This is a genomic window from Bacillus sp. FSL E2-8887, from assembly GCF_038007205.1.
Lineage (GTDB): Bacteria > Bacillota > Bacilli > Bacillales > Bacillaceae_G > Bacillus_A > Bacillus_A mycoides.
Genome location: NZ_JBBOWS010000001.1, coordinates 5010746 through 5026447, shown reverse-complemented (window position 1 = coordinate 5026447; position 15702 = coordinate 5010746). Strand labels below are relative to the sequence as shown.

Below are 15702 nucleotides of genomic sequence, written 5' to 3'. Positions count from 1 at the left end.
TGTTTCGAAGACCTTATAGAAATATAAGGTCTTTTGTTTTGCTTTTTTATGTAATAGGAATAGAAATTTTCTTTTAAATAAGGGATTTAGCATATTTTTAGGGACAACATAAGTGTGTAGGAAATTGATGAATTATTATGCTTATATAATCATTGTGTTTTGGGTGTAAAAAAGAAAACATAATAAAGTTGTTTTTTTAGATTGCTGAGGAAGGAGGAAGTGTAAATGAGGATGAAGAGTCGAAAAACGGATTGGCCTGTATTTTTTATTAGTGGTGGCTCACTTTTATTATTTGTAATTGCAGTTATTTTAAATAAAAGTTACGTAGAGGGAGCTATTACTAGCAGTTTTGCAGCTTCAATTAAATATTTTGGTGCCTTTTGGCAGGTTTTATTAATTGGTACATTTGTTGTTGCAATGTGTATGGCGTTTTCGAAATATGGGAGAGTTAAACTTGGGGGACTAGAAAAACCTGAGATTAGTACGACAAAATGGCTCGCTATTATTATGTCTACATTACTTGCTGGAGGTGGCGTTTTTTGGGCAGCCGCAGAGCCGATGTACCATTTGATGACGGTGCCACCAATACATGAAGGTATAACTGCTGGAACGAAAGAAGCGGTAATGCCTGCTTTAGCACAAAGTTATATGCACTGGGGTTTCCTGGCTTGGACGATTTTAGGTACAATTAGTGCGGTAGTTATGATGTACGGGCATTATCATAAAGATATGCCTTTAAAACCTCGAACGCTTTTATATCCTATTTTTGGAGAGAAATTGCGAAAGAGTTGGCTTGGAACAATGATCGATGTGTTTGCCATTATTGCGGTAGCTGCAGGGACGATTGGTCCAATCGGATTTTTAGGACTACAAGCAAGCTATGGGTTACAAGCATTGTTTAACATTCCTGATGTGTTTACTACTCAATTAGCCATTATTGTTTGTGTAGTAGCTGTTTCTACTATATCTGCGGTAACAGGAATTGATAAAGGGATTCAAATTATAAGTAATTTAAATGTTAGGTTAGCAGTTCTATTAATGGTATTTGTATTACTATTTGGACCAGGTGGATTTATTATCGATTCATTTGTTTCTTCGTTTGGATTTTATATAAATGAATTTATTCCAATGAGCACATATCGTGGTGATACAGCTTGGTTAGGATCGTGGACAATCTTTTTCTGGGGATGGTTTATTGGATATGGACCGATGATGGCAATTTTAGTGAGCCGAATTTCAAGAGGAAGAACAATCCGAGAAATCATCGTTGCAATTGGAATTATTGCACCTATTATTACAACGTTTTGGTTTACTATACTAGGGGGATCAGGTGTGTTTTATGAGTTAATGAATCCTGGTTCTATCTCGACCGCATTAAGTGAATCTGGTATGCCAGCGGCTATGATTGCAATTACAGAGCAACTGCCACTATCTAATATTATTGGACCTGCATTTCTTTTATTAACAATTTTATTTGTAGTGACAACAGGAGATTCAATGGCTTATTCGATTTCAATGGCAGTGACTGGAGATGGAGATCCTAGAATTAGTTTGCGAGTTTTTTGGTCGCTTATTATGGGCGCAGTTGCGGCGATTCTTTTATATATGGGTGAGGGAAGTATTAACGCCTTACAATCCTTCATTGTAGTGACGGCTGTTCCGGTATCTATTCTGTTATTCCCAATGCTATGGCTAGCGCCTAAAGTCGCAGGGGAATTAGCGTTAAAACAAGGTATTGTAAAAGAAGAAGATAAAACTAGCTTCTTGTTCCAAAAAGCTAGTAAATCAAAATAAATAATTGTATTTATATAAGAATAGGAAGCATTTCATTTGAGATGCTTCCTATTTGCTATTTATCCAAATACTTTTCCTGAGGGGACAGTATTTGGATAAACATTTCGTACAGCTTCAATCTATTCTAATACTTTATCTTTCGTCTCTGGGACACATAATAGCATTGTAACTAAACCGATTGGATAGATAATGAAGATGAGAGATAATGCTCCCATTAAATTACCACCTGCAGCAAGTAAGCCGATAATAACAGGTCCAAATCCAGCTAACCCACGTCCTGTACCGAAAATAAAGTTCTCTGCTGTCGAGCGAGCTTCAGCAGGATAGTTTTCAGCTAAAACTGCTCCGAATCCCCCCATCATGCCATTGGCAAAGAATCCAAGCAATGCACTTCCCCATAACAATGATGTTGAGTCTGTGAATAAGAAGAAGTAAATGAGACAGTATATAGTACCACCGACATAATAGATTGTAAAAGTTTTACGTCGGCCAATTTTATCGGCTAGAATACCAAAAGTTGCAATTCCAATTAGCATGCCGATTGTAGAGATGAACATCCAACCGCTCGCTTTTGCTAATGTGTAGTTATATTTATTCGCTAAAATAGTTGGCATCCATGTGAAAATTCCATAATATCCGAAGTTCTGGATGAATGACATAATAATAAGACCAATTGTTGTTATCGTTACTTTTTTATTGGCAAATAACTTTCGAAGTGGGAACTTTTTCATTTGCTTTAGTTGTTCTGCCTCAGTAGTTGTTAAATTACCTTTAGCTTCTTTTTGTAACAATTCTTTTTTGTATCGTTGTTTTTGTTCCCATATTTTCGGTTCACTTAAACTTTTGCGGACGTAAACAGCTAGTAGAGCGGGAATGAGTCCAAATAAGAAAACAGCTCTCCATCCGAAATGTGGGACGATAAATGCCGGAAGGAGTGAAGCGACTAGTACGCCAAATTGCCATCCAAGTGCAACAACGGATGTCGCCTTAGCGCGCATTTCTTTAGACCATGTTTCAGTTACGATGGCCATCCCAATCCCGAATTCACCACCAACTCCCATTCCAACTAAAAAGCGAAGAATTAATAATTGCCAATAATCTGTTGCGAAATAAATAAGTGCTGTTGCTAGTGAGAATAGTAAGATTGTGAAGGCCATCGTACGGATACGCCCAAATAAATCAGCAATAAATCCAAATAAATAAGACCCGATTAGCATTCCTATTGTGGTAGCTAATGTTAAGTTTCCACCTTCAACAGGGCTTAAATGAAATTCTTTTAAAATGTAGACGAGTACGAAAGATAAGAGCAACATGTCTAAACCTTCTGCTGCATATCCTAGCGCAGAACCAAACAATGTTTTATATCTTTTCTCTTTCGTCTCCTCTGTTGTTGATTGTACATCAGTAGTGACGTTCATCATTAATCCTCCTTATTTTCTTCTACAGTCGCTATGGAAGAATAACAAAAGGCCTTCTCACCTGATATGATGAGAAGGCCAAAAAAGCATACGTATCCCTAAAAAAGACCATACGTATAGTATATTCCGACTTCCTTCTCAACCTCACGGGGTTGGGTTAAAGGACTGTATTATATTACTTTATTTTTAGCACTCTTCTGTTAGATTGTCAAATAAAGAGGGGATAGTTATGTGTAAAATATTTCAAAAAACATTTCATTCTCCTTGACGCGCGCTTCATTATTTTCCCATAATAAAACTAACTAATATAAAAAGGAATGAATCACAGATGCTAAATTTAGTACTTATGATGATTGAACGCGTCGGACTTATTGTTATTTTAGGATTTTTACTCTCTCATATTAAAACGTTCCGGCGTCTTCTTCATAAGCAAGACGGATATGTAGATAAGTTTAAGCTTATTTGTATTTTTTCAGTGTTTACAATTGTAAGCAATTACACAGGGATTGAAATAGCAGGAAATACTATTATGAATGAAAATTGGTTACAAGGTGTTTCATCATCCAGCACAATTGCGAATACACGAATCATGGGTGTTGGAATTAGTGGATTGCTTGGCGGTCCTATCGTCGGAATTGGAGTAGGTTCTATTGCGGGTATTCATCGTTATATGCTTGGTGGGACGACGGCAGTAAGTTGTGCAATTTCATCAATTTTGGCTGGGATTATAACAGGTTATATTGGATACATTTTCAAAAAATATAACCGTACTATTACTCCTAAATTTTCTGCGATTTTAAGTGTTTTTATCGTTACTTTAGAAATGCTTATGATTCTATTAATTATAGAAGATGGACTTAGTGTTGTGAAAACAATTGCGCTACCGATGATTCTTGTAAATAGTTTTGGCAGTTTCATTTTACTTTCGATGATACTAGCTATTTTACGACAAGAAGAAAACGCAAAAGCTTTGCAAACGCATAAAGTATTACGAATTGCTGATAAGACGTTACCATATTTCCGCCAAGGGTTAACAGAAGAGTCTTGTAAACATGTGGCACAAATTATTCACCGCTTTACGGGAACAGATGCGGTATCCTTAACAGATACAGAGGAAATCTTAGCTCACGTTGGATTAGCATCAGATCATCATATTCCTTCACACAGTTTAATAACAGGTTTATCAAAAGAAGTATTAAAAACAGGGAAAATAATGAAGGCAAAATCACGTGAGATTATTAATTGTCAACATGAAGGGTGTCCATTACAAGCGGCAGTTGTTATTCCATTAACTTCACATGGAAATACGATAGGAACATTAAAACTTTATTTTAAAAACCCTAATCAATTAAGTCGTGTTGAAGAAGAGTTAGCGGAAGGGCTAGCGAAAATATTCTCCACACAGCTTGAGTTAGGTGAAGCTGAGTTACAAAGTAAGTTATTGCAAGATGCAGAAATAAAAGCGTTGCAAGCACAAATCAATCCGCATTTTTTATTTAATGCAATTAATACAGTATCAGCTTTATGCCGAACAGATGTAGAGAAAGCGAGAAAATTATTATTGCAGCTTAGCGTTTATTTTCGTTGTAATTTGCAAGGGGCACGACAATTACTTATTCCATTAGAACAAGAGTTGAATCATGTACATGCATATTTATCGTTAGAGCAAGCGAGGTTTCCGAATAAGTATGAAGTGAAGATGTACATTGAAGAGGCACTAAAGGTGACTTTAGTTCCACCATTTGTGCTTCAGCTATTAGTTGAAAATGCATTGCGCCATGCTTTTCCGAAAAAGCAGCCAGTGTGCCAAGTCGAGGTACATGTGTTTGAAAAAGAAGGGATGGTTCACTTTGAAGTAAAGGATAATGGACAAGGGATTGAGAGTGAACGTCTAGAGCAATTAGGAAAAATGGTAGTTCCATCAAAGAAAGGGACGGGAACAGCCTTATATAATATTAATGAACGACTTATCGGGTTATTTGGGAAAGAGACAATGCTTCAAATTGAAAGTGAATTAGAGCAAGGGACAAAGATCCTCTTTGTGATTCCGAAAAAAGTAGAGGAGGACAAACGGAGTGTTAAAAGTATTAGTAGTTGATGATGAAATGTTAGCACGGGATGAATTGAAATATTTATTAGAGAAAACAAAAGAAGTAGAGATAATTGGTGAGGCGGATTGTGTAGAGGATGCATTAGAAGAATTAATGAAAAACAAACCAGATATTGTTTTTCTAGATATTCAATTATCTGATGATAATGGATTTGAAATCGCAAATATATTAAAGAAAATGAAAAACCCACCTTCAATTGTGTTTGCTACTGCATATGATCAATATGCGTTGCAAGCATTTGAAGTAGATGCGTTAGATTACATTTTAAAGCCATTTGATGAAGAACGTATCGTACAGACATTAAAGAAATATAAAAAACAAAAGCAAATAAAGTTAGAAACAAAGCAAGATGTAAAGAGTGTAGATGTAACGGCCGAGATGCATAAATTAGCATTACCAATTGAGGAATCAATTGTACTTGTTAACATTGAAGATATTATTTATGTAGGGCTTGTAGATGGGAAAGTAACTGTAAAAACAATGAAAGAAACATATGTAACACATGATACGCTTGTCATTTTGGAAAAGAAATTACCACAAACAATTTTTATGCGTGTTCATCGTAGTTTCGTTGCTAATATTAATCATATTTCTGAGATACAGCCGTGGTTTAATTCGACTTATAACTTAATTATGAAAGAGGGATCCAAAGTCCCGGTTAGCCGTACATATGCAAAAGAACTTAAAAAGCTGCTTCGTATTTAAGAAGCAGCTTTTTGTATTTCGTCTGCCTATTTTTGTAACTAATTTTGTATATTTGACGTTCTGTTATGTAAACGCTTACAGTTTTATTTTTATCTTATACAATAAAGGTACCAAATCGAAAGAGGTGGCCAAAATGAGTACGAAAAAAGTATATAGTTTCTTATCACAAGCATTCATATTTTCAGCTATTATGTTAGTTTCTAATATTATTGCAACGCATTTACCAATTCCAATGCCTTCATCGGTGATCGGATTAGTTATTTTATTTAGCCTATTATGTTTAAAAGTTATTAAATTGGAACAAGTTGAATCACTCGGAACGGCTTTAACAGGTATTATCGGATTCCTTTTCGTTCCATCAGGTATTTCGGTTATTAATTCTCTCGGTGTAATGGGACAATATTTTGTACAAATTTTAACTGTAATTGTTGTCGCAACAATTATTTTACTCGCTGTAACAGGATTATTTGCACAATTTATTTTAGGAAAAGACGATAAAGAAATAGAAGATACGAAAGAATTGAAAGTAGTAAATAAAGGACGTAGGCACGGAAAAGTTGCGTAACCAATTTAGTATATATTGTTAGGAGGGAATGAACATGGCAAGCACAATGACTCCATATTTCGGAATCGTCGTTTCATTAATCGCATACGGAATCGGAACATTATTATTTAAGCATTCAAAAGGATTTTTCTTATTCACACCATTATTCGTAGCGATGGTATTAGGGATTGTCTTTCTAAAAGTAGGTAACTTTACTTTTGAAGAATATAATACTGGCGGAAAAATGATTAGCTTCTTCTTAGAACCAGCAACAATCGCGTTTGCAATTCCATTATATAAACAAGTTGATAAGTTAAAAAAATATTGGTGGCAAATTTTATCGGCTATTGTGGTTGGATCTATTTGTTCAGTGGTTGTTGTGTTCATTGTCGCAAAAGCAATTGGTCTAGATACAGCTGTAATGAACTCAATGTTACCGCAGGCAGCAACAACAGCAATTGCATTACCAATCTCTGAAAGTATCGGTGGTATTCCAGCAATTACATCATTTGCAGTTATCTTTAATGCTGTTATCGTATACGCATTAGGAGCTTTATTCTTAAAAACATTTAGAGTTAAACATCCGATTGCTAAAGGTTTAGCGCTTGGAACAGCAGGACATGCGTTAGGGGTTGCAGTAGGTATCGAAATGGGTGAAGTAGAAGCAGCTATGGCCAGTATCGCTGTGACAGTGGTTGGTGTCGTAACAGTGGTGGTTATTCCAATGTTCATGCTGTTTATTGGATGATAAAACTTACTAAAAAAAATATAAAAGCAAGTTATTTGTAGGACGGATTTCTACTGATAGCTTGCTTTTTATGTTACAGTAGTGGTAAGACCTATTGAAGGATAAAAGTTTCCTTAAATCTTCATTAATACTACGTATAATGCGTTCTGAAATAGGTCATTGTATTGTAAAATAAGAAGTAACATAATATATAGCACAATTAACGGGTGGTTAGAGTTGAATATAAATTGCTCGCAATGGCTTTAATATTAAAGGATAATTATAAGTAGAGGATAGAGAGAGATCTACTTGTTAACGTTTTACTTTATAGGACAGGAGAGAGTACTCGTCGATTATGCAAATAAAAAACCTGTTTCAAAGCAAAGGATTTCAGAGGTTAATCGTATTAGTATTACTTGCTCTCATATTGTATGGGATGCAAAGTATGTTAAATTTAATTTTAATTACGTTTATGTTGACGTATTTAATGGATCGATTCCAAAAGTTTATTTCTCGCAAATTAGATCATTTCATGCCAATTAATCGAAAAATTATTATAGCGCTTTTATATGTAATGTTGGTGGCAGGAATTGCCATTACGCTATTTAAATATTTACCGGTATTAACAATACAAATTTCACAATTGATTTATCAATTTAATGTATTTTTAAGAAATCCACCTGATAGTGAATTAATTAAGTATGCAGTTAATGCTGTTAATCATATGGAGCTTTCTAAATATGTGGGGCAAGGCGTAGACATTTTGTATAAATCTATTACGAATGTTGGGAAATTTGGCCTTCAAGTTTTACTTTCTGTAATTTTAAGCTTATTTTTCTTACTTGAAAAAGCACGTATCGTTGCTTTTACTTCGAAATTTAAAGAAAGCCGACTTGCAATTTTCTATAACGAAATAGAGTATTTCGGAAAGAAATTTGCACGTTCATTTGGAAAAGTAATCGAAGCACAATTTTTAATTGCAATTGTTAACTGTGTTTTATCTGTTATTGCATTATGGATATTAGGATTCCCGCAATTACTAGGTTTAGCGTTAATGATTTTCTTGCTTGGTTTAATTCCAGTGGCGGGTGTTATTATCTCGTTATTCCCACTCTGTATGATTGCTTACAATATTGGCGGTATTATGTATGTCGTTTATATTGTAGTTATTGTAACAGTAATTCATGCACTTGAGAGCTATGTATTAAATCCGAAGTTTATGTCACAAAAAACAAACTTACCAATCTTCTACACATTTATGATATTAATTTTCTCTGAGCATTTCTTAGGTGTGTGGGGACTTATTATCGGTATTCCAATCTTCATTTTCTTATTAGATGTCTTAGATGTGACAAGTGATGAAATGGAGAAGGACGTTGGAAAAAAATAAAGTGAAGTAAAGAAAAAGCATCGATGTTCGATGCTTTTTCTTTTATAACATGACGTTCCTTATGCCATACTGTAAGGAGAAGATAGAATAGGGGTGAAATAATGGCTGTAAATGAAAAGATAGAGTTAGCTACGTTTGCCGGAGGGTGTTTCTGGTGTATGGTTTCGCCATTTGAAGAGATGGAAGGGATTATACAGGTTGTTTCAGGCTATACAGGTGGCCATAAAGAGGATCCAACGTATAAAGAAGTGTGCTCGGAAACAACTGGGCATTATGAAGCAGTACAAATTACATTTGATGCAAATAAAATGCCGTATGAAGAGTTGTTAAATATATATTGGAGACAAATTGACCCGACTGATATAGGGGGACAATTCCACGACCGCGGGCAGTCTTATGAAACGGTGATTTTTTATCATAATGAAGAACAACATAAAAAGGCAGAGGCTTCAAAAGAAGAGCTCGAGAAAAGTGGGCATTTTTCGAAGCCAATTGCGACAAAAGTATTGCCAGCTGCTACGTTTTATCCAGCTGAAGAATATCACCAAGGATATTATAAGAAGAATACATTTCGCTATGAGTTATATCGTAAAGGCTCAGGTCGAGATGCTTTTATTAAACAACATTGGCCAAAGAATAATGCTCATTTAAAAGAAAGATTAAACGAGATGCAGTTTTATGTAACACAGGAAAATGGGACAGAACCGCCTTTTCAAAATGAGTATTGGAATCATAAAGAAGAAGGGCTTTATGTAGATATTGTTTCGGGGGAACCATTATTTACTTCTTTCGATAAGTTCGATAGCGGCTGTGGATGGCCGAGTTTTACGAAACCAGTTATGTCAGCTAGTGTGAAAGAAAAAATGGATGTTAGCCATAATATGACGCGTACGGAAGTGAGAAGTAAAGAAGGAGATTCACATCTTGGGCATGTATTTCCAGACGGCCCAGGACAAAACGGCCTTCGTTATTGTATTAATTCGGCAGCGCTACGCTTTATTCAAAAAGAAGATTTAGAAAAAGAAGGATATGGTGATTTCCTAATCTTGTTTGGGAATAAAAAATAACCTCGCAGTCAGCGAGGTTATTTTTTTATTTTACTTTTTTCTTTTTAAATTTGCTTAATGCTTCATAAACGATTGGAACAATAAGAAGTGTTAATAACGTTGAACTTGTTAATCCACCAATTACTGTTACGCCAAGTCCTTTAGAAATTAAGCCGCTACCTTCAAATCCTAATGCAAGCGGGATAAGAGCCCCGATTGTTGCAATTGCAGTCATTAAGATAGGACGCAGGCGTGTTGTACCAGCTTCTAATAATGCTTCACGTGTTGATAGGCCGTCATTTTCTTTATGAATAACACGGTCAATGAGCACGATTGCGTTCGTTACAACGATACCAATTAGCATAAGAGCCCCAATCATCGCAGATACGCTTAACGTTTCGCCAGAAATTAATAAGGCAACGAGTGCACCAATGATTGTGAATGGTAGCGAGAATAAAATTGCGAATGGTGCAAGGGCACCGCCAAATGTAACAACAAGAACGAAGTATACAATGGCAATCGCAGCTAACATCGCTAAGCCAAGTTGTTTGAATGATTCTTGAATATCTTGTGTAACACCACCCATAGAAACATCTATACCAGAAGGAAGATCCATTTTATCTACTTCTTTTTGAACAGCGGCAGATGCTTTTGAAACGTCATCAGATGTTAGTTTTGCACTAACTTCCGCATAAACACGGCCATCACGATGTGTTACTGTGTTAGAAGTTTCACCTTCTTTTACAGTCATAACATCTTTGACAGCAACTTCATTACCAAGTGGTGTTGTAATTTTACGATTTGTTAAGTCATCGATCGTTTCATAGTTTTGTTTTTCAGTTTCTACATATACATTTATATCTTTATCGTCTTTTTTAATTGTTGTAAGAACAGGGCGATCATGTTGATTAGAAAGTCCCATTCCAATTTGAGCAGCAGTTAGCCCCATTTTACTTAACTTTTCTTGATCAGCGACTAAAGTATATTCTGCATATGTTTTTGCAACACTAGAGTCTATGTCTTTTAAATCTTTATTTTTCTTCATGATATTTTGAATGTCTTTCACGACAGGCTTAATTTCTTCAGAGCTATCTCCATAAACGTATAGCTTAATTTCGTTACTACCGCCACCTGCTCCGAAATCTTGGTTTTTCCATTCACCTTTTCCAGACATCTTTTGTAAATCTTTAACGACTTGTTCTTTCTCTTTTTCAAAGTTTTTCGTATCGTTATCATATTGAACGAAGAACATCGCTTGATTTGTTTGACCAGGGCTCATTGGGTTTTCGCCGCCTAATGAGAATTGAATCGTTTTGACGTCTTTTTTATCTTGGAAATGCTTTTCAGCTTTCGTTGCAATTTTTTCAACGTCGTCTAACGTTTGACCTGGCTCAGGTTTGTACGTTGCGATAATCATTTTTTCTTCTTCAGATGGTAAGAAGCTGACACCGATGATTGGTACAAGTGCAAGGCTGCCTACTAATAGGAGGACTGTGATACTTGATGTAATAATTTTATGGTTTAACGCCCATTCAAGTATACGTTTATAGCCGTTTGCTAATTTGCTTGGTTTTTCCTCATGATGTACTTCTTTTTCTCTCATGCTTTCCTTCTTAAATAAGGAATGTGCTAGCATCGGTACAATTGTAACTGCCACAAGTAAAGAAGCAAGTAGGGCAAAAACAATTGTTAAAGCAAATGGTAAGAACATTTCACCAATCATACCTTTTACAAGTCCAAGAGGTAAGAATACAGCGATTGTTACAATTGTAGAAGACATAATCGGGATAAACATTTCTTTCGTAGCTTCACGAATTAAATCTTTCCCACGTAATTTCTCTTCTGATAAAGACATACGTCGGTAAATATTTTCAATAACAACAATTGAGTCATCAACAACGCGTCCAATAGCAACTGTCATTGCTCCAAGTGTCATAATGTTAAGGGTAATATCCATTTGTTTTATTACTAAAACTGCAATTAATAAAGAAAGTGGTATAGAAACGACAGAGATTAGTGTTGTTCGAATGTTTCGCAGGAACAACATAATAATAACAATTGCAAAGATAGCACCGAAAATAGCTTTGCTAAGCATTGTTTCGACTGATTTTTCAATAGGCGCACCTTGATCGAATGTTGAAATAATCTCTAAGTCTTTATATTTTTTCTCAAGGTCCTTCACTTTATCTTTAACTGCATTTACAACATCAACTGTATTCGCATCAGCAGCCTTCACAATTTGAATACCGATTGCTTCTTTTCCATTCGTTCGAGAAATGGATTCTGCTTTTCCAACTTCTTTAATATCAGCAATCTCCTCTAATGTAACCGTTGGCATGCCGTTCATAGCGGCCGGATTCATCTGTGGTGCTTGTGTTCCAGCACCAGCGTTTTGGCTACCTTGACCATTCGGTGATGAAGGGATAGCTGGAATTTTTAATTCTTTTAATGCTTTAATTGTTGTAATGTTACCATCGACAACAACTGATTTTTCCGTATCTTTAAATGTATATAAGCCAAGTGGTAACGATACGTCCGAACCTTTAATCATATTTTTTACAGTATCTTCACTTAAACCTAATTCTTTCATCTTATCTTTTTTGAAGACAAGCTGTACTTCGTCTACTTGTTGACCTGCGATTTGAACAGATGCGACACTATCAAGTCCTTTTAATCCAGGAACAACATTTTTTTCTACATTTTCTGTTAAGGCAGCTAAAGATTCATTTTTACTCGCTACGCTTAATGAAATAACAGGAAAGGCATTAAAGTTTACTCGTGAGACTTTCGGGTCTTTCACACCTTCTGGCAGTTTCACGTTTGCGAGCGATTCTTTAATTTCCGTTTCGGCTTTTTCCATATTTTTATCAAAATCATATTCTACCTGAATAGAAGATGCGTTTTGATAAGATGATGAACTAACAACGTTTACACCGCTTAAATTTTGGAGTTGCTCTTCCATTGGTTTTGAAATTTTATCAGCTACTTCTTCTGGTGTAGCACCAGGATAAACCGTGGTTACTGTTACAATCGGTGTTGTAATATCAGGAATTGTCTCCAGCTTCATATTGAGTCCAGAATAAATACCCGCAATAGTAACAATAATGGTTAGTAGCCAAACTGCGAACTTATTTTTTAACGTGAAATTGATGATTTTGTTCATGTTTGCGCTCCCTTTTCATTATATTGACCAATCGGTCAGTCTAATACATAATATAACTGACCGATTGGTCAGTCGTCAATGAAAAGAGATGGTATAATAAAATCAAACTGTAAGTAGTCGGTTTCCTATTCTTTTTCTGATCATTGGCTTTTACTAACCGGATTTTATAGATGGAAAGGCTTCTATATAAACCATTTACTCCATTAAATTTTAGATGGGGAGTTTTATTTTCAGTTAATGTGGAATAAAATCAAGTTTGAATTTACATAAGATGCGAGATTAAATTTAGGAGAGAGAATATGAAAGAAAAAGAGCGCTTAATTATAGAGATGGCTATGAGGTTATTTGCAACTAAGGGTGTAAATGCAACGTCAGTACAAGAAATCGTAACCGCATGTGGTATATCAAAAGGAGCTTTTTATTTATATTTCAAATCAAAAGATGAGTTATTATTGGCCACACTTCGATATTATTATGACAAGATTCAGAAGAAAATGCTGGATATTGAAAAAGAATCTTTATTACCACGTGAAAAATTTGAAAAACAATTATATTGTCAGTTTACTGATGTACAAAAACATAAAGAATTTATTATTATGCATGCAAGAGAAAATGCAATTCCGTTTAATAAAGAAGTAGAAGAGTTTATGATGAGGATGAAATTAGAGTCTCATGCATTTTATCGGAATAGCTTACTGTCCATTTATGGTGAAAAGGTTATTCCATACTTGTTAGATCTAGTAATTATGGTGGAAGGGATATGCCGTGGGTATTTAGAATTAATTATTTTAAATGCACCAGAAATTGATTTGTCCTATGTCTCAGCTTTTATTTTAAAAAGGATAGACAATTTAGTAGAGGGGCTTCTAGAATCTTCGGAGGAACCTGTCCTACATGAAGAGAGACTAGGAGAATTTCTTTGTAGTTCCGAGCTTATTAAGGAACAGGTGAAGGAACATTTTCTAAGTGAAATTATTGTATTTAAACGAACATTAGCTGATCAATTAGAAAATGATGAGTTACTTGTAACTTTAGATGTTTTAGAAGCAGAAATGAGATTGCAAAATCCAAGAATTCCAGTCATTAGAGGTATGCTTGCTAATTTAGCGGTATATCCTAGTTTAAATGAGTTTCGATTGAGGCTTACGGCATACTATAATATAAAAAATCCTTGCATATAGAACGCAAGGATTTTCTATTATAATTAAGAATTATTTTGTGACCATTCTTCAACATTCCAAGTTTTTGTAATCCAGCCTTCATAAAATTCTGGTTCGTGACATACAAGAAGGATTGTCCCTTTATATGCCTTCAGAGCTTTTTGAAGTTCTTCCTTTGCTGTAACATCAAGATGGTTTGTTGGCTCATCAAATAGGATCCAGTTACTTTCTTCACCCATTAACTTACATAAACGAACTTTTGCTTGTTCGCCACCACTTAATTGATTTAGTGGGCGAGAGATATGCTCATTTTTTAATCCGCATTTCGCTAACATTGCACGAACTTGATGTTGGTCCATACTAGGGAATGTGTTCCAAACATCATCAATTGGTGTTATATTATCAGCTTTTACTTCTTGCTCGAAGTATGCAGGCTCTAAGAAGTCACCAAGACTCGTTTTACCGCTTAAAGGTTTAATTTTTCCTAAAATTGTTTTTAGTAATGTTGATTTACCGACACCATTACATCCAACGATAGCAATTTTTTCACCGCGTTCAATTGTCATTGTTAGTTTTGGTAGTAATGGGTGTGTATATCCGATTTCTACATTTTCACCTTCAAAGACGAAACGGCTACTTGCACGACATTCTTTAAATGAGAATTCTGGCTTAATTGCTGTTTCAGGACGATCAATACGCTCCATGCGATCAAGTTGTTTTTGACGACTTTTTGCACGACCTGTCGTTGAATAACGAGCTTTGTTCTTTGCAATAAAGTCTTCCTGCTTTTTAATAAACTCTTTCTGTTTTTCATAAGCATTTATATGTTGATTTTTATTAATTACGGCTAACTCTAGGAATTTTTCGTATGTCGCTGTATAGCGCGTCATTTTTGTAAATTCTAGATGGAAAATAACATCAACGCATTTGTTCATAAATTCCGTATCATGAGAAATTAATAAGAATGCATGTGGATATTCTTTTAAATAATTAGTTAACCAATGAATATGTTCAACGTCTAAATAGTTAGTAGGCTCATCGAGTAATAACACTTCTGGTTGCTCAAGTAATAGCTTTGCAAGTAATACTTTTGTACGTTGTCCACCACTTAGTGCTGAAACATCACGATCTAAACCGATTGCATCAATTCCAAGACCTCTTGCTGCCTCTTCGATTTTCATATCTAGTAAATAGAAACCACCTGCTTCGAGAGCATCTTGGATTTCTGCCATCTGCTCAAGAAGGTCCTCTAATTCTTCCGGTGTTGCAGTTCCCATTTTTTCTGCAACTTCATTTAAAGCTTTTTCTTTTTCAAATAAAGGTAAAAACGCGTCAGCTAATACATCACGAATTGTGCGACCAGGTGTTAAAATTGTATGCTGGTCTAAGTAACTGTAATTTGTACCAGGTGTCCATTCTACACGGCCTTCATCATGGATAAGTTGACCAGTAATAATATTCATAAATGTTGATTTGCCAACACCGTTTGCACCGACTAATCCGACATGTTCTCCTGCTAGTAAACGCATGGATACATCTTTAAATAATGTGCGATCGCCAAATGTATGGCCTAGTTTTTCTACTGTTAATAAGCTCATAGTATCCTCCGTCCAACTTGAAATAGTACCTTGAATCATGATACTA

The 15702-nt window shown here is 35.3% G+C and carries 11 protein-coding genes and 1 pseudogene; 9 read left to right on the top strand and 3 right to left on the bottom strand.

Annotated elements, in window-relative coordinates; all coding sequences use genetic code 11:
* Positions 1-225 precede the first annotated feature (225 nt).
* The gene (locus NSQ08_RS25880; protein WP_340779769.1) at positions 226-1794 is read left to right on the top strand and encodes a BCCT family transporter; all 1569 of its coding nucleotides are present in this window, start codon (positions 226-228) and stop codon (positions 1792-1794) included.
* A 119-nt stretch (positions 1795-1913) separates the two neighbouring features.
* Here NSQ08_RS25880 and NSQ08_RS25875 read toward each other — a convergent pair whose 3' ends face one another.
* Positions 1914-3212 carry an MFS transporter gene (locus NSQ08_RS25875; RefSeq protein ID WP_002089901.1) on the bottom strand — a complete coding sequence of 433 codons (1299 nt, stop codon included), beginning with the start codon at positions 3210-3212 and terminating at the stop codon, positions 1914-1916.
* A gap of 328 nt (positions 3213-3540) precedes the next feature.
* On the opposite strand from NSQ08_RS25875, the gene lytS reads away from it, so the two are divergent.
* The 7 genes and pseudogenes from lytS (at position 3541) to msrB (ending at position 9756) form a co-directional block, all read left to right on the top strand.
* The gene (gene lytS / locus NSQ08_RS25870) at positions 3541-5310 is read left to right on the top strand and encodes a two-component system sensor histidine kinase LytS (protein ID WP_340779765.1); all 1770 of its coding nucleotides are present in this window, start codon (positions 3541-3543) and stop codon (positions 5308-5310) included.
* A complete protein-coding gene (locus NSQ08_RS25865) occupies positions 5288-6028 on the top strand; it encodes a LytR/AlgR family response regulator transcription factor (RefSeq protein ID WP_002130151.1) in 741 nt (246 codons plus the stop codon). The genes lytS and NSQ08_RS25865 overlap by 23 nt, the downstream gene beginning before the upstream one ends.
* Before the next feature lie 133 nt (positions 6029-6161).
* Positions 6162-6593: an antiholin-like murein hydrolase modulator LrgA gene (gene lrgA / locus NSQ08_RS25860; protein ID WP_016102341.1), complete on the top strand. Its 432-nt coding sequence runs from the start codon at positions 6162-6164 to the stop codon at positions 6591-6593.
* A 34-nt stretch (positions 6594-6627) separates the two neighbouring features.
* Positions 6628-7320: an antiholin-like protein LrgB gene (gene lrgB / locus NSQ08_RS25855; RefSeq protein WP_340779764.1), complete on the top strand. Its 693-nt coding sequence runs from the start codon at positions 6628-6630 to the stop codon at positions 7318-7320.
* A gap of 334 nt (positions 7321-7654) precedes the next feature.
* Complete coding sequence (locus NSQ08_RS25850; protein ID WP_002016425.1) at positions 7655-8689, top strand: AI-2E family transporter; 1035 nt, start codon at positions 7655-7657, stop codon at positions 8687-8689.
* Positions 8690-8790: 101 nt separating this feature from the next.
* Positions 8791-9258: pseudogene (gene msrA / locus NSQ08_RS29960) on the top strand (peptide-methionine (S)-S-oxide reductase MsrA); the annotation flags it as partial.
* 45 nt (positions 9259-9303) lie between these two features.
* Entirely contained in the window at positions 9304-9756 is a 453-nt protein-coding gene (gene msrB, locus NSQ08_RS29955; RefSeq protein ID WP_370458379.1) for a peptide-methionine (R)-S-oxide reductase MsrB, read from the top strand.
* Between the two features lie 25 nt (positions 9757-9781).
* On the opposite strand, the gene NSQ08_RS25840 is transcribed toward msrB, so the two are convergent.
* A complete protein-coding gene (locus NSQ08_RS25840; protein ID WP_340779758.1) occupies positions 9782-12898 on the bottom strand; it encodes an efflux RND transporter permease subunit in 3117 nt (1038 codons plus the stop codon).
* A gap of 299 nt (positions 12899-13197) precedes the next feature.
* On the opposite strand from NSQ08_RS25840, the gene NSQ08_RS25835 reads away from it, so the two are divergent.
* Positions 13198-14079, top strand: coding sequence for a TetR/AcrR family transcriptional regulator (locus tag NSQ08_RS25835; protein ID WP_016096444.1), 882 nt, complete (start codon positions 13198-13200; stop codon positions 14077-14079).
* A 23-nt stretch (positions 14080-14102) separates the two neighbouring features.
* Here the strand turns inward: NSQ08_RS25835 and NSQ08_RS25830 are convergent, their stop codons facing one another.
* Positions 14103-15656, bottom strand: coding sequence for an ABC-F family ATP-binding cassette domain-containing protein (locus NSQ08_RS25830; protein ID WP_340779752.1), 1554 nt, complete (start codon positions 15654-15656; stop codon positions 14103-14105).
* Between the last annotated feature and the right edge of the window lie 46 nt (positions 15657-15702).